13 protein-coding genes are annotated in these 14,484 nt (G+C 64.7%); 8 read left to right on the top strand and 5 right to left on the bottom strand.

What is annotated here, in order from left to right; translation table 11 throughout:
- The first annotated feature begins 1 nt into the window (after position 1).
- The 8 genes from MEBOL_RS10390 (at position 2) to MEBOL_RS10355 (ending at position 9,135) form a co-directional block, all read left to right on the top strand.
- A complete protein-coding gene (locus MEBOL_RS10390) occupies positions 2-622 on the top strand; it encodes a hypothetical protein (protein ID WP_095977272.1) in 621 nt (206 codons plus the stop codon).
- Complete coding sequence (gene queC, locus MEBOL_RS10385; RefSeq protein ID WP_095977271.1) at positions 609-1,310, top strand: 7-cyano-7-deazaguanine synthase QueC; 702 nt, start codon at positions 609-611, stop codon at positions 1,308-1,310. The genes MEBOL_RS10390 and queC overlap by 14 nt, the downstream gene beginning before the upstream one ends.
- Before the next feature lie 3 nt (positions 1,311-1,313).
- Positions 1,314-1,913, top strand: coding sequence for a M15 family metallopeptidase (locus tag MEBOL_RS10380; RefSeq protein ID WP_095977270.1), 600 nt, complete (start codon positions 1,314-1,316; stop codon positions 1,911-1,913).
- 190 nt (positions 1,914-2,103) lie between these two features.
- A complete protein-coding gene (locus tag MEBOL_RS10375; RefSeq protein ID WP_095977269.1) occupies positions 2,104-4,392 on the top strand; it encodes an FAD-dependent oxidoreductase in 2,289 nt (762 codons plus the stop codon).
- 15 nt (positions 4,393-4,407) lie between these two features.
- Entirely contained in the window at positions 4,408-5,091 is a 684-nt protein-coding gene (locus MEBOL_RS42275) for a hypothetical protein (protein ID WP_218920888.1), read from the top strand.
- Between the two features lie 41 nt (positions 5,092-5,132).
- On the top strand, positions 5,133-6,485 hold the full coding sequence (locus MEBOL_RS10365; protein ID WP_342747759.1) for an imm11 family protein: 1,353 nt from the start codon (positions 5,133-5,135) through the stop codon (positions 6,483-6,485).
- Positions 6,486-6,489: 4 nt separating this feature from the next.
- Positions 6,490-7,887, top strand: a complete 1,398-nt coding sequence (locus MEBOL_RS10360; protein WP_170115477.1) for an AHH domain-containing protein — start codon at positions 6,490-6,492, stop codon at positions 7,885-7,887.
- 9 nt (positions 7,888-7,896) lie between these two features.
- Positions 7,897-9,135: an imm11 family protein gene (locus tag MEBOL_RS10355; RefSeq protein WP_095977265.1), complete on the top strand. Its 1,239-nt coding sequence runs from the start codon at positions 7,897-7,899 to the stop codon at positions 9,133-9,135.
- Between the two features lie 27 nt (positions 9,136-9,162).
- On the opposite strand, the gene MEBOL_RS10350 is transcribed toward MEBOL_RS10355, so the two are convergent.
- The 5 genes from MEBOL_RS10350 to MEBOL_RS10330 are packed head-to-tail and all read right to left on the bottom strand — an operon-like array spanning position 9,163 to position 14,452.
- Complete coding sequence (locus MEBOL_RS10350; protein ID WP_095977264.1) at positions 9,163-9,987, bottom strand: aldose epimerase family protein; 825 nt, start codon at positions 9,985-9,987, stop codon at positions 9,163-9,165.
- Between the two features lie 55 nt (positions 9,988-10,042).
- A complete protein-coding gene (locus MEBOL_RS10345) occupies positions 10,043-10,834 on the bottom strand; it encodes a PIG-L deacetylase family protein (protein WP_095977263.1) in 792 nt (263 codons plus the stop codon).
- Positions 10,831-12,114: a glycosyltransferase family 4 protein gene (locus MEBOL_RS10340; protein ID WP_095977262.1), complete on the bottom strand. Its 1,284-nt coding sequence runs from the start codon at positions 12,112-12,114 to the stop codon at positions 10,831-10,833. The genes MEBOL_RS10345 and MEBOL_RS10340 overlap by 4 nt, the downstream gene beginning before the upstream one ends.
- Entirely contained in the window at positions 12,111-12,977 is an 867-nt protein-coding gene (locus MEBOL_RS10335; protein WP_095977261.1) for a sugar phosphate isomerase/epimerase family protein, read from the bottom strand. The genes MEBOL_RS10340 and MEBOL_RS10335 overlap by 4 nt, the downstream gene beginning before the upstream one ends.
- Entirely contained in the window at positions 12,974-14,452 is a 1,479-nt protein-coding gene (locus MEBOL_RS10330) for a YcaO-like family protein (RefSeq protein WP_095977260.1), read from the bottom strand. Before MEBOL_RS10330 ends, MEBOL_RS10335 begins: the two co-directional genes overlap by 4 nt.
- Between the last annotated feature and the right edge of the window lie 32 nt (positions 14,453-14,484).

The raw sequence follows: 14,484 nt of genomic DNA, 5'->3' as shown, positions 1-14,484 counted from the left end.
CATGTCCGTCTCCCAACGCCGCTTCCTGCTCTCGTTGCCCGTGCTCCTGTTGGTCGCGGCCTGCGTGTCCGAGACGGTGTACCCCGGAGACGTGGTCATCGGCCTGTTCAACTTCCACGCCCAGGCGGACTGGGCGCGGACGAACTGCAACCCGGACGGTGGAGACTTCAGCCGGCTGTCCGATGGCGGCTTCGACTTCGCGGGCACGTTCTCGCGCGACAGCGTGGACGGAGGGGCCTGGTTCACCGTGGATGGCTATTCACGCGCGGCCACCTACGAGACGCCGGCACAGCGCTATGTGTCCACCGAGAAGGCTCCGGCCCAGGTGGCGAGCTGTGGCGAGGACTGCAAGGGCTCGCAGATCGAGGAGAAGCTGTCGGTGGTGGTGCTCAGCGACAGTCAGGATCGGGCCATGGGCAGCCGGTGCGTGAACCTGCCGGATGGCGGCTTGCCGGATGGTTCCGTGCCAGCTCCCACGGCGAACGGGTATGACGCCCAGCGGGCCTGCGGCACGTTGACGGTGACGTTCCTGCCGGGCACGAGCGAGAACTGTAAATGCAAGACGTCGTGCACGGCGGTGTACGGCGTGGAAGGAGAGCGGCGTTTCAATGTCGGTCAGTAACAAGAAGGCGGTGGTGTTGTTGTCGGGCGGCCTGGACTCGACGACGTGCCTGTCGATGGCGAAGGCGGATGGCTTCGAGCCGGTGTGCCTGGCGGTGGCCTATGGCCAGCGGCACGCGGTGGAACTCGAACGGGCGCGCTGGGTGGCCAGGTCCCTGGGCGTCACGGACTTCCGGGTGGTGACGGTGGACCTGCCGCAGGTGGGTGGCTCCGCGCTGACGGCGGACATCGACGTGCCGAAGGACCGGCCCGAATCGGAGATGTCCCACGGCATTCCCATCACCTACGTGCCGGCGCGCAACGCGCTCTTCCTGTCGTTGGCGTTGGGGCTCGCGGAGGTGGTGGGCTCGAGTGACATCTACATCGGCGTGAACGCGGTGGACTACAGCGGCTACCCGGACTGCCGTCCCGAGTTCATCCGCGCCTTCGAGCAGATGGCCACGCTGGCCACGAAGGCGGGAGTGGAGGGCACCCAATTCAAGGTGCACGCGCCGCTGTCGGGGATGACCAAGGCGGAGATCATCCGCGCGGGGGTGAAGCTGGGGGTGGACTACTCGATGACGCACTCCTGCTACGACCCGGACAAGGAGGGCCGGGCGTGTGGGCGGTGTGACAGTTGTACGCTGCGGCGGCGGGGCTTCGAGCAGGCGGGCGTGATGGATCCCACCCTCTACACGGCGGGGGTCTGAGCCATGCTGGGAGCCGCGAACCTGGTGATGGGGGCCTGGCTGGCCACGGCGGGTGCTCCGGTGGTGGATGCGACCGAGGTGGTGAAGGACCTGGCGGTGGACATGCGCTACGCCACGCCGGACAACTTCCTCAAGCAGAAGGTGTACCCGGACGGTGCGCGCTGTCTGTTGTTGCCGGAGACGGCCGAGCGCCTGAAGAAGGCGGCGGACGCGCTCCGAGGCCAGGGTTACCGGCTCAAGGTCTACGACTGTTACCGGCCCATCGCCGTGCAGTGGCAGATGTGGAAGATCCTGCCCAAGCCGGGCTACGTGGCGAACCCGAAGAAGGGGGGCAACCACAACCGGGGCGCGGCGGTGGACCTGACGCTGGTGACGCTGGACGGAGCGGACGTGGAGATGCCCACGGCCTTCGACTCCTTCGAGCGCTCCGCGCACCACGGTTACCAGGGCGGCACGAAGGCGTCGCGCGAGCACCGGGAGATCCTGCGCGTGGCGATGGAGGGCGCGGGCTTCAAGCGCAACCCCATGGAGTGGTGGCACTACGACCTGCCGGGCGCCACGAAGCTGCCCGTGCTGGACGTGCCCTTCACGAAGTCCCAATAGGTTGGGGCCGCAATCTTCGGAGTCTTCCTGCCGTTGGAGCCGTTCGTCTTGGTGGACGGGGGCTTGAGGCGTGGCATCGGGCTCTCCTAAAATGGGTCGCGTTGTGGGGGAGCTCTACACTTCAACGATGGGATGCCTCTGCGCGCTACTGTGCAGCGGGGACGGTCGTATTCATAATTGAGGATTATTGATGACGCTTCACATCCGTCCCGAAGACGTACTCGCACATATGCAGGTGCGGGACGAAAAAGGTGTCTTTGTCGTTGGATGCTTTGAAAAGCGTGTAACCCTGCTGTCTCAGCAGGTTCGATCACTCAATCTTGTTTACGCGCTTCATAAGTGCGAGCGTTTGTGGCCAGGTAGTAAGGTTGCCGTCATTGGCGGTGGTGTGGCGGGCATGACCGCTGCTGCCGCTGCGGCTCGTATCGGATGCGAAGTCACGCTGTTGGAGAAACAGGCGGCTTTGCTCAACGTGCTCCGCGGTAATACCACGCGCTACGTGCATCCTCATGTCTATGATTGGCCTCTGCCTGGCTCGGAAAGAACGAACGCGGACCTGCCACTCCTTTCATGGGAGGCTGCATCCGCGAAGAATGTCGTGTTGCAACTGGAGAAGGCCTGGAACGATCTGCCTGAACGCTCGCGGATTAAGGTCTTTTTCAATGTGAAGTCCATCGATATCTTGGATGCGCATGAGGGACGACGGCATCTAACGTGGACCACGCCATCTCAGGAAGATGAAAGCTTCGACGCGATTCTGTTGACGGTGGGATTTGGTCTGGAGAAGGAGATCAAGGGTGTCCATTGGCTTTCCTACTGGGACAATGATCGCCTCAATCAAACTGTCCGAGGGGACGGTGTCGAAAGCTATCTAGTGTCGGGGTGTGGCGATGGTGGACTCGTCGATTTGCTTCGGTTGCGCTTGCACGATTTCAGCCAAGAGCATGTCCTTGAAGAGTTCCTGAATGTGCCGTCGCAGCAAGAACTGAAGGCTCGGCTTCTTGAAATCGAGGATCGGGCTCGGTTGAAGAGTGACCCAAATGAAGCAAGCCTGTGTGTGCTCCAAGGTTATAAGGAGTTGCCTGGAACCGCGGAGATTGACGATCGGATAAGGGCGCGCCTTCGCGACGATACGAAGGTCACCTTGAATGGGATTGGCGAGAGGGCACTGGGATTGCAATCCAGTATTCTGAACCGACTCCTGGTATCGCGCCTGCTCTTTAAGTTCGGAACCCAATATCGTCGTGGCGAGATAGGAGTTCCTCAAAAGCAGGGGGATTTGTACCAAGTACGATTCGTGACCGGAAAGCCGGAGCTTTTCAATCATGTCATCTGCAGACATGGACCGCAGCAACCCAGTGCCTTGGATGATGCCTTTCCGGATATTGGGAAGAAATGTGACTCACTCCGGGCTCGAAACGAACTGGATCAAACGCGCTGGCCTCTCTGGCCACATGGTTTTTTTGGCTCTAATGAGTCCTATCGAGACATCCTCATCCTCCCGGGGCTGGGGGGAGCCAATCCTTCTGGGAAAGATACTGCCTCACGCAGGGAAACGCCCGGCGCACTTGAGGTGGATGCGCCGGTTCCTCCACGCAACCGAGAGGATGTTTCAGCGCGAACTGGTCCGGCACGGCCAAGGTCTGAAAATTTAGATGTTACGTCGCAGAACGGTCCTGCGGAAAAGCTCGTCGTTCAACTGAATGTGGTTCAGCAGGTGAATGTTCCTGTTCAGCAGCAGTTAAACGTTTTGTCCTCAGCGCCCCAATCGGCAATCTCTGCTGCGGTGGAAAAAAAGCCCAATAAGCTCAGTAATCTTGGGCAGTCAGGAGCGGCGGGGATTCTTGTCTTGGGGTTGGCTGGCGCTTGGCTCCTTTTCGGAGGCAATCAGCAGAGAAAAAGTTCCGCTACGCAAGAGCTGCCAAGGCGTGACGTCAGCAAGACTCCAAATGTCAGCAAGTCGGCCCCTGTGCGTCCCAGTGACCCGGTCCAGACTCCAGTTGTGAGCAAGCCGGCCCCTGTGCGTCCCAGTGAGCCGGACCGCGGAGAGACAGTCCTGGCTGGCGGAACGGTTGCTGATATTCAGCAATTGCGTGATGTACATCGGGTCCGCGTGATGGGAGAGGGTGCGGCTCCCTCACTGCTTGGCGGAATGCAACCTGGAACCTTTGGTTTTGCCGAACCCTCGGTTCCCTCCTTTTCGGCACAGACGAGGGTGACGAATTCCCAGGCCTCCAATTGGGTTGAGGTTCATCGACTCGTGAACGGGCGGTTGTACCTCGTTGGATATGTCTGGGATGTGGAGTCTCGTGCTGTTGGAACAGGTCGGCCCACGAACGTGGTTTTGTTTTCCAAGCCGTATGGTCGTAGCCAAGAGCTTGTAAGCATTCCGCTTGATCGTGTCCGCTCTGTAGCCTTGAAAAATGAGCAGGGGCAACTTGCTGTTGGACTTGATTTGAATGCTTCTCGGGGAATCTAGATGAAAAGCGGTGGAATGAAGTTCACGAATGTTCTGGTCGTGCTTTTGATGGTTCCTCTTATGGGGGCGGATACATGCGTTGGGGAAGAGGATGGACCAGATGGAGGAAGTCCACCTCCTGTGGCACCGGTGGAGCCGAAGTGCTCTCCGCGTAGCTGTGAGAGTGGCTGCTGTCTCGGTGATATTTGCTACCAGAATGAGACCTCGACAACTTGTGGCAGTTTTGGTGTCCAGTGCGAAATGTGTGTAGGTATCGAGAGTTGTCAGAAGAAAGATGAGACCAAGGGGTGGGAATGTCTTGATGAGACGACCAGGTTGTGGATGGTTCAACCGGAACTCGCTGTGTTGCCTCTCCTGGACCCTTCCGACCAGAGTGCTTGGGACGCGGATAATTCGGATCCGGATGTCGTGGTCACGCTGAGTTGCCCCTCGGGTGGCTCGGTGACCGATGTTCAGACCTCGGAAGTTTCCAGCTACACACCGAAGTGGGCGGACGGCGCTTGCGTGACGACGGTGGAGGATTTGAAGCGAGTTCCCTTGGCGATCAGTGTTGTTGATGTGGACGCGTTCCTCGATGACCCGATCGCGTCATTGTCTTATTCTTTCAAGGATGAGGACTTCAGCAAGGGATGGATAGAAATTCCCATCTTCCAGGATGGAGCTAGTAAATTGCGTTTGCGACTCGTTCGCTCCCCTTGATTCCATGTCGAACTCGGGACTGGTGGGTTTCTGGCCCGTGTATGCCAAGGTGGCCTGGGCGTAACTGTTGCCTGCGCGCGCACTTCTTTGGTGTAGCTGCTCCCCTGATTGGGAGGTCGGGTGCCCTCTCCGCCTCTTCCTCGGAGTCCTTCATGGTGGAGCAGTATTTCGACCTGTTCGAAGACGTCTACGTACCGGGACGTTGGCACCTGGACGATCCCATCGACCTTCGCGGGCAGAGGTTCGAAGTTGGCCTGTTCAGACGAGGCGAACCCTCACACATCAAGGGGCCGCTCCATATTCCTCTCGATGTTCCAGGCAAAGCGCTCGATTTTTCCCGCGCGGGGACGTCGGCCCTGGTCGTCCATGCAAGGGTGGCGGCCGTGTTGGCTGAATTGGCTCCCGGTGATGTGGAACTCATTCCCGCCAATGTGGAGGGTACGCGTGAGCCGTACTTCCTTCTCAACATCACGCATGTTGTGAAATGCATCGATGACGAGACTTCCGACGAGGTTCGCTACGTGACCCCGGCGCACGGTCTGCCGGAGCAGATCGGAGAGTACCGGTCCGTGATTGGCATGCGCATCGACCCTTCTAAAGTGGGTGATGCCCAGATGTTCCGGACCTGGGGTTGGGTCGCCATCATTGTCTCCGAGGCCATCAAGGAGGCATTGGAGGGTATGGGCGTCACCGGCATGAGGTTCACGGAGGTGACGGGCCCGAGCACCATCAGTGCGGAAGATCGCGCGAGGAGCCAGAAGCTTCGCGAACTCCTGGAGACGGCCGCTGCCGCTCGTGAGGAGGCCTGGCGCGCGCTGGGCTCGCTGGACACGGAAGTCATCATGCCCATCGCTGTGGGTGGGGCATGGCCTGGCCAGCGACAGCTCTGGAGCGTCATCCGTCGCGAGACGGAGCGCACATTACTTGTCACCCACGGGCTTTCGGACTCCTTCATCGAGAGTCTGAAGCCCTCCGTGGGCTTCGGACTGGAACTCGCCCTGGAGGTGGACGCGGCCGTGAAGGACATCTCAAAGGGATGGCCCCCGAAACTGCTGGACCGTGTGGCGGACGAAGTGGCCGAGCACGAACACGTGCGCGAAGGCGTGAAGGCGGGCCTCTTCTCCATGGAGGTGTCTGGCAAGGGCATGCCCAAGTCCCTCGTCACCGAGGAGGGCAGGGTGGCCGTCCTGCTGGGCGTGGAGTCGCGCTCGCTGCCAGGGCACTTCTCCACCCCCTACGGACAGGTGCGCCTCGTGACCGTCAAGGCGCTGTTGCCCGCGGAGCTGGAGTACGTGTTGGAGCACGGCGCGCAAGGCCATGCCGAGCTGGCGCGGCGCTTCGCGGAGAGCGGCGAGGAGCACCTGTCCCGCGCCAAACGGCGAGCCGTGGTGTAGCGACATGATTGCTCATCGTGACTATCCGAGTTGGCGAGGAACGAGGCCACGCTCCTGGTTGGGCGGCTGGATACTCATCCTCCTCTTCCTCCAATCCGCGTGCGCCATGGGTGTGCCTCAACGCCATCTCATGGTGGGCGAGCGTTATGCCGCGCAAGAGGAGGGGGCGAGTGCTGAAGGGCCAGTCCATCTCTCGGTGCCCACGAAGTTCGGCGCGGTCCAGGTGAGCAGGTCCGAACTCGACGCGGCCCTCGCCACCCTGGTGCTCGACATCCCGCTGAGAGTGGCGGGCTCGCGACCTCCGCTCTACCTCAATCGGAGGCTGGCGCAGGCGGCCATGCCGCTCACGGGAGAGGAGTGGAGAACGCCCCTGGCGCGCTCCTATGGACGCTTCTGCGAGCGACGCGGAACTCCAGGCGATTGCCTTGAGTTGTTCAAGGATTGGCCGGGGTTGGATGGGGAGGACAAGCGAGACCTGGCCCTGGCTCTCTCGGTGGATACGGCGCTGGAGGCCCTGGACGCGGAAGTGCGGGCCACGTTCTCCACGACCCAGCTGTCCACGATGGTGAGCCTCACCCTGGCTGGGTACATGGCGTTGCTCGTGGCACCGGAGCCCGTCTCCAAGGGGGTGGCCTCGGCGCTCGCCCTGCTCATGTGGGGCTATCTGGGCTGGGAACTCTTCGCGTTGGTACAGGCGTATTTCCAACTGTGGGAGGAGGCAGGGGAAGCCGCCACGTTCGAGGAGTTGCGAGAGGCGGGAGGCCGGTTCGGAAGAGTCATCGGGCCCAACAGCATGCGGATTCTGCTGCTGCTGGGGACGGCGGCGGTGGGAGAGACAGCGGCGCTGGTGTCCAAGGCCCCGAAGTTGCCGGGGTTCGAGAAGGCCGCGAAGGCACTCGAGTCGCGTGTTGGCATCGAGGATGTGCTCACGGCCATACAGCAGGCGGACAAGGTGAAGGTCGCGGTGGCCGAGGGCACCTTCAACGTGGTGCTACCCGCCAACGTCGTGAGCATGGTGGCGCGCGGCTCTTCATCGGGTGCCGCGGCACGTAGGGCTCCCTCGACGAAGAAGTCCCAGGTGCATCACATCGCCACCGTCGAGAACGAGAAGTCCACCGCACGTGGCGGACCTTGGACGCCATTGTTCAAGAAAATCTTCAACAAGGCCGGTATGTCGATGGAGGATCCCGCCAACAAAATCAAACTGTCTGGACACTACGGGCCTCATCCAAAGAAATATCATGAAGCTGTTTTAAGTCATCTCGCGGAAGCGACAGAGGGATGTCCCAATCAACGGGCGTGTGCCATGGCATTGCGGCAAGCGCTCCGCGAGTTGGCTACTGAAATCTCCACTCAGGGCACCAAACTCCATGTGCTGCTGACCCAACGGGCACTTCCCTAGGAGTTCTTCATGGCGAAGCGGTATTTCGACTTGTTCGAAGACGTCTACGTCCCGGGACGCTGGCATCTAGATGAGCCCGTGGATCAGGGGGGATGGAAGCTCGTGTTCAGACGAGGCGAACCCGTTCACGTCGAGGGGCGTCTTCGTATTCCTCTTTATGTCCCTGGCAAGGCGCTCGACTTCTCCTTTGTCGCGGGAACGACCATCCCCGTGGTTCATGCGAGGGTGGCGGCCGTATTGGCCGAGTTGGCTCCCGGCGATGTGGAACTCTTTCCCGCCGAGGTGGAGGGAGAGAGTGAGCCGTATTTCCTCCTCAACATCACTCGCGTCGTGAAGTGCATTGATGACGAGACTTCAGATGAGGTGCGCTACGTAAAGCCCGAGCACAATCAGCCAGAAAAGCTCGGGCAGTACCGCTCCGTCATCGGCATGCGCATCGACCCTTCCAAAGTGGGCGACGCACAGGTTTTCCGTACCTGGGGGTGGAAGGTGGCCATCATCGTCTCCGAGGCCATCAAGGAGGCCCTGGCGGGTATGGGCGTCACCGGCATGACGTTCACGGAGGTGACGGGTCCGAGCACCATCAGCGCGGAGGAGCGAGCGAGGAGCCGGAAGCTCCGCGAACTCCTGGAGACGGCCGCTGCCGCTCGTGAGGAGGCCTGGCGCGCGCTGGGCTCGCTGGACACGGAAGTCATCATGCCCATCGCGATGAGCGGGGCATGGCCCGGTCAGCGACAGCTCTGGAGCGTCATCCGTCGCGAGACGGAGCGCACATTGCTTGTCACCCACGGGCTCTCGGACCCCTTCATCGAGACTCTGGAGCCCTCCGTGGGCTTCGGGCTGGAACTCGCCCTGGAGGTGGACGCGGCCGTGAAGGACATCTCAAAGGGATGGCCCCTGAAACTGCTGGACCGTGTGGCGGACGAAGTGGCCGAGCACGAACACGTGCGCGAAGGCGTGAAGGCGGGCCTCTTCTCCATGGAAGTGTCGGGCAAGGGCATGCCCAAGTCCCTCGTCACCGAGGAGGGCAGGGTGGCCGTCCTGCTGGGCGTGGAGTCGCGCTCGCTGCCAGGGCACTTCTCCACCCCCTACGGACAGGTGCGATTCGTCACCGTCAAGGCGCTGTTGCCCGCGGAGCTGGAGTACGTGTTGGAGCACGGCGCGCAAGGCCATGCCGAGCTGGCGAGGCGCTTCGCGGAGAGTGGTGAGGAGCACCTGTCCCGCGCCAAACGGCGAGCCGTGGTGTAGGTGTCCGACACGCGGGCTCGCCTGTTCTCACCTGGGACCGGCGCGGATCTCGAAGTCCGAGGAGAAGGTGTCTCCCGGGGCCACGTGCAGCAGTCCCTCGCCCGTGCGCAGCGCGCCGCTCGGAGCCGTCCACGGCTCCACGCAGACGAAGTCTCGGCCCGAGAGCGTCCACACCACGATCGTCTTGAAGGACGGGCTCCAGGACAGTTGCACCGGACGCAGTCCCGGGCCTCGCGTGAGCGTGGTGCCCGGCCTGCTCGGATCCAGCAGGTGCATGTCCACCTCGGGGCCGGTGAGATCCAGGCCCGTATAGGGCACGGCGGCCTGGGTGCGGTTGTCCCACGCGCGCGTGGCCTGGGCGTCGACGCGCGTGGCGGCCTTGTTCGCCTGGGGCACGTGGAAGTACGGGTGGTAGCCGAGGTGCAACGGCATGGGCCGCGAATCACGGTTCTCGGCGGCGAAGGTCAGCCGGAGCGCCTCGCGCTCGATCGTCACGGTGAGGCGTGCCTCGAAGCGCCAGGGAAACTCGCGCAAGGTCTGTTCCGAAGGTCCCAGCGTGAGGATCACCCGTGAACGCTCGCGGGTACGCACCTCCCAGGCCAGGTCGCGTGCGAAGCCGTGACGGCGCATCGGGTAGTCGCTTCCCTCGACCGGGTACTTGCCGCCGGGGATGACGCCCGGCGAGGGGAAGAGCACGGGAATGCCTCCGCGCACGTTCTTCCCGGGGTCCGCGAGCGTGCTCGCATCCATGAAAAGGAGGGGTTCCCCCCCGACGTCGAAGCGACTGACGAGTGCTCCCCGCTCGGGAACGATCTCCGCGACACTGTCGCCATCCGTGATGAGCACCGCCATCTCTCGTCCTCCTCCTGGGTTGTGCGCGTGTCCTAACCCAGGAGACCCCCTCCCTTCACCGGACTTCTCCCACGAGTGCTTCCCACACGTCAGGTGCGAGACCGTCCGCGAGGAACACCTCGGCGCAGCCGGTCCGGCCATGGGCATGGGCCTCGCGGCGATGGAAGGCATCCAGGGTGAGCGCGACGGCCCGGGGGCCACCGAACTGGAAGTCCACCTGGGTGCGGTAGCGGTTGCATCCGGCCACCTTGAGTGACAGCTCGGCCGTCACATCCACGGCCAGGGGGCGCACATTCCGGGGCACCGCGAAGTCCGGCTGGGCGTGGGGCTCTCGCACGGCGTAGGGGGTGTCGCGGTACCAGAGCATCCGCGAGGGCTCGATCCCCAGCGCGGGCAACGCTCGCACCAGTTGCACATGGTCCACGTGGCTGCCCAACGCCTGGGGAGCGAAGACGAGGTCCGGCCGCAGCTCGTTCAGCAGGGGCACGAGCTTGTCCACCACCGCCGCGCCGATGGCGTCCTCCTCGTGCGGTGGGGAGAAGATGGTGGCCAGGACGTAACCGCGGTGAGGCGCCTCGGGCAGGTCGGCCCAGACGAGGCGGTCCACCCGCATCAGCGCCGCGAAGTCCTGGTCCTCCTCCCGGCGCAGCGCCATGTAGTCCACCTCGGGGGCGACGCCCTTGTTCGTCTGACAGGCGAGGGCGAAGCCCGTGGGGTGGAGCACCGAGCGGGTGAAGACGGTGACGAGCGCCACCGTCCATCCCCGGGTCTTGAGCCGGGCGAGCGTGCCTCCACAGGAGAAGGCGACGTCGTCCAGGTGGGGAGAGAGGAAGAGGGCGGTGCTCATAGCAGGTGCGGCGCGCTCCGGAAGCGGCAGGAGGGATCGGCCTTCTCCGTGGTGGTGGTGGGGTCGTAGAGCCCCGTCCAGCGCGTGTCGGGCGCGGTGCCGGTGAGGCCCGCGTAGACGTCCTGGATCCGCCGGCCCACCGCCTGCCACGAGTAGAGCTCGCGCACCTCGTCGAGCGCCTGGCGCGCCAGCCGCCGGCGCAACGCTGGCTCATCCAGCATCCGGGCGATGGCGTCGGCCAGGGCGCGCGGATCCTTGGGAGGGACGAGCAGCGCGTCCCGGCCGTCCTCCAGGCAGTCCACCACGCCCACGGCCCGCGTCGACACGATGGGCAGTCCCGAGGCCATGGCCTCGAGGAGCGTGTTGGAGAAGCCCTCCGAGTACGTGGGTGACACGAAGAGGTCTCCCCGCCGGTAGATGGCGGGCGCGTGCTCGTAGTCGGAATAGCCTGGCATCTCCACGCGGCCACCGAGTCCCAGCTCGCCCACGCTCGCGCGCACCGCCTCCACGTCTGGACCGATGCCCGAGACGATCAGCTTGAGGTCGCGTCCCGAGGCCACCAGGAGCCTCAGGGCCTCCATCATCTCCCTCACGCCTTTCCGGGCGTCCACGCGGCCGTGGTAGAGCAGCACGGGCGTGGGGCGCAGCGCGCCGAGCGCCGTCTCGTCTCGCGGGTGGAAGCGCCGCGTGTCGGTGGCGCCGGGGACGATGGTGAAGCGGTCCAGGCCGGTGCCGTGGTGGCCCTTCACCTCCTCGGCGAACGAGCGGCTGCCGATGAGCAGTGCTCCCGAATGGCCCAGGACCGCCAGCATGGCCTGTTTGTGCGTGGTGCAGCAGGTGCCCACCCAGTGCCCGTCACCGCCCTGGATGGACACCACGTTGGGCAGCCCGAGCCGGCGGCTCGCCTCCAGCGCCGCCAGTCCGCACGGGTAGCCGTACTGGGCGTGGATGAGATCGAACGGGCGCTTGCGGTGCTCGCGCTCCACGATGGACACCAGGTCCTCGACATCCCGCTCGAAGCTGGCGGGTAGACCCTGGTTGACGCGCTGTTCGCCCAGCGACTCGCGGCCCACCACCGTGGCGCCCGCGACCTCCGGCGGAGGGCCTCCCCCGTACACCGAGGCCCCCGCCTGATCGTTGCGGTACTGGCTCACCATCGTCACGTCGTGGCCACAAGACACCAGCTCCTGGACCAGGTTGAGGGCATAGACACTCATGCCCGAGATGGCGGGAAAGAAGCGCCGGGAAATGAAGCACACACGCAGGGCATTCGCGTTCACGCGGAGATCTCCAGCTCCGAGGGAAGGTGGGCCCGCAACCACGCGAGGGCTTGGGGCACCATGGCGTGCGCGCGGTGCGCGTCCCGGGACAGCTCCACGCAGACGAGCCGGCCATAGTCGATGTCCATCAACGCTCGGAGCACCGAGGGCAGGTCCAGCTCGCCTTCTCCGAAGGGCAGGTGCTCGTGCACGCCGCGCTTCATGTCCTCCAGGGCCAGGGTGCCCAGCACGGGCGCGAACTCGCGCACCGCGTCCGCGGGAATCCGCTCCTGTGTCACCATCAGATGGCCCACGTCCAGCGCGAGCTGGATGGGGGCCGCGCCCCGTTGTCGCACGTCGTGCTGGAGCCGCAGCCAGTCATCGACCGTCTCCACGCGCATGCCCGGCTCGGGCTCCACCGCCGCCACCACGCCGCGCGACGCCGCGTAGTCGGACAGCCGGGCCACTCCCTCCACGAGCCAGTGCCAGCTCCTCTCCGGATCCAGGCCGGGCTGGGGCACGCCTCCCCAGAAGGACACGGCATCCCCCCGGCAGGTGGCGCAGATGTCCACCGCGCGGCGCAGGAAGTCGAGCCGGCGCTCGCGGCCCGCGACGTCTGGAGTGACGAGCGTGGGCTCGTGCTTGGCGCGCGGGTCGAGCAGGAAGCGCGCTCCCGTTTCCACCACCACGCCCAGGCCGAGCCGATCCAACAACCCCGCCAGCGCTCCCGTGCGGCGCTCCAGGTCGGGCGCGAAGGGGTCGAAGTGGTGGTGATCCAACGTGAGGGCCACCCCGTCGTAGCCGCTGTCGGCGATGAGCCGCAGCGCGTCCTCGAAGCGGTGGTTGGACACGCCGTTGGTGTTGTAGGCGAAGCGCAAGCTCACGTTACTCCTCCCCCATACTTCCGGCCGCGCAGGACGAATTGCGCGCTGTGGCGCTCGGGCTCGCGATAGAGCGCGTACAGCCGGCCCACGCGCCGCTCCGCCTCGCGCACGTCGAACCAGGCGGGCCCTCCCAGCCGCTCCTCGGCGGCGCGGGTGAGCCGCACCCGCTGGGTGCCCTCGGGTGGCTGGCCCAGGCCCACCATCGACTCCCCGCGAGACATCAGCCGCGCCACGTTGCGCTCGCCGATGCGGTAGTACGTCATCGTCTCCACCTCGAGTCCCGGCACCAGGACCTTGACGGTGTGGACGGCGTGGTCCCGGGGAGAGAGGTCCGCCACGAGGATGTCGAAGCCCGCGTCGCTCAACTGCCGCACCACCTGCGCGCAGCGCATGGCGGGGTCCTCGGCGACGGGGGCCTGGGGCAGCTCCGTGAGGCGCACCGAGCGCTCCTTGCGCAGCGTGATGGCCACCTGGGCGCGCAGGGCGTCCGAGGACATGCCGGCCCACACGACCATGTCATGCAGGGCCCGGTTCTCCTCCGTGCGCAGGTTCTTCTCCACCTGTGGCAGGAAGTTCTCCAGGTAGCCGTGTGGAGCGACCCGGGCCACGTTCTCCAGGGGCCCGTGCTGGAAGGCCTTGCGCGAGCGCGAGCTGGCGTACTCCAGCAGCGCCTTGCGCAGGGCCCGGTCCCGATCCGGATCCGCCGCCTCGCCGCAGGCCGTCACCATCAGGGGATCCCCCGCGTTCATGTCCTGGCCCACCACGTACACGTTCGCCATGCCGAAGTCGGTGCTGGCCAGCTTGGCCATCACCTCGATGCCCACCTGGCGGTAGCGCTCCAACAACTCGCGCACCGCGGGCGACAGGTCCGCTCCCTCCAGGTCGATGACGATGCCCCGGTCCATGGCGCGGAAGCCCACGCAGTTGCCATCGCGCTGCAGGAGCTCCAGCAGGCCGTGGGCGATGGCTTGCTCCCGGGTGAGCCCGGCGCCCTGCCCATTGGTGATGGGACGGATGAGGGGCGTGGCGCCCTGGATCTGGCCCGGTTCCGTGGCGACGTACTCCTCGGGCACGAGCACGCGCTCGCCCGTGCTCAGCCGCTTCATCTCCACCCACGTGAGCGGCATGCCCGGGTGGTAGGGACTGCCCGCGGGCAGGCAGAGCGTGAGCGGGTCCACCACGCCAGAGAGGCCGCGCGCGCGCACCATCTCCGTGTAGTTGCCGAGGAAGCGCGGCAGCGTGGGCACCACCTTGTCAGCGTAGACCTCCTCGGTCAGCTCTCCGAGGGCGCTCACCACGGCCTCCTCCTCGGTGACTCCGTAGCCATGCGAGGGAACCCATTGCCCGTCTTCCATGCGCAGGGCGGCGGACACGACCGGGATGCCCAGCCGGTCCAGGGCATCATCCCGGAAGATCTGCAGCTCTCCGGGAGGCAAGGCCCGGGTATAGGTGTCGCGGATGTCCTTGAAGTTCATGGTGGTGCTCTCTGGTTTGAATCGTGAGGGGT

The sequence above is a fragment of the Melittangium boletus DSM 14713 genome, assembly GCF_002305855.1.
GTDB classification, from domain to species: Bacteria; Myxococcota; Myxococcia; order Myxococcales; family Myxococcaceae; genus Cystobacter; species Cystobacter boletus.
The sequence above is the reverse complement of the archived record's forward strand: the minus strand, read 5'-3'. Positions and strand labels throughout refer to the sequence as shown.

Excerpts from the sequence above, each read along its gene's own strand:
- MEBOL_RS10390 (WP_095977272.1), top strand. The coding sequence starts at position 2 with ATGTCCGTCTCCCAACGCCGCTTCCTGCTCTCGTTGCCCGTGCTCCTG.
- queC (WP_095977271.1), top strand. The coding sequence starts at position 609 with ATGTCGGTCAGTAACAAGAAGGCGGTGGTGTTGTTGTCGGGCGGCCTG.
- MEBOL_RS10380 (WP_095977270.1), top strand. The coding sequence starts at position 1,314 with ATGCTGGGAGCCGCGAACCTGGTGATGGGGGCCTGGCTGGCCACGGCG.
- MEBOL_RS10375 (WP_095977269.1), top strand. The coding sequence starts at position 2,104 with ATGACGCTTCACATCCGTCCCGAAGACGTACTCGCACATATGCAGGTG.
- MEBOL_RS42275 (WP_218920888.1), top strand. The coding sequence starts at position 4,408 with ATGAAGTTCACGAATGTTCTGGTCGTGCTTTTGATGGTTCCTCTTATG.
- MEBOL_RS10365 (WP_342747759.1), top strand. The coding sequence starts at position 5,133 with ATGCCAAGGTGGCCTGGGCGTAACTGTTGCCTGCGCGCGCACTTCTTT.
- MEBOL_RS10360 (WP_170115477.1), top strand. The coding sequence starts at position 6,490 with ATGATTGCTCATCGTGACTATCCGAGTTGGCGAGGAACGAGGCCACGC.
- MEBOL_RS10355 (WP_095977265.1), top strand. The coding sequence starts at position 7,897 with ATGGCGAAGCGGTATTTCGACTTGTTCGAAGACGTCTACGTCCCGGGA.
- MEBOL_RS10350 (WP_095977264.1), bottom strand. The coding sequence starts at position 9,987 with ATGGCGGTGCTCATCACGGATGGCGACAGTGTCGCGGAGATCGTTCCC.
- MEBOL_RS10345 (WP_095977263.1), bottom strand. The coding sequence starts at position 10,834 with ATGAGCACCGCCCTCTTCCTCTCTCCCCACCTGGACGACGTCGCCTTC.
- MEBOL_RS10330 (WP_095977260.1), bottom strand. The coding sequence starts at position 14,452 with ATGAACTTCAAGGACATCCGCGACACCTATACCCGGGCCTTGCCTCCC.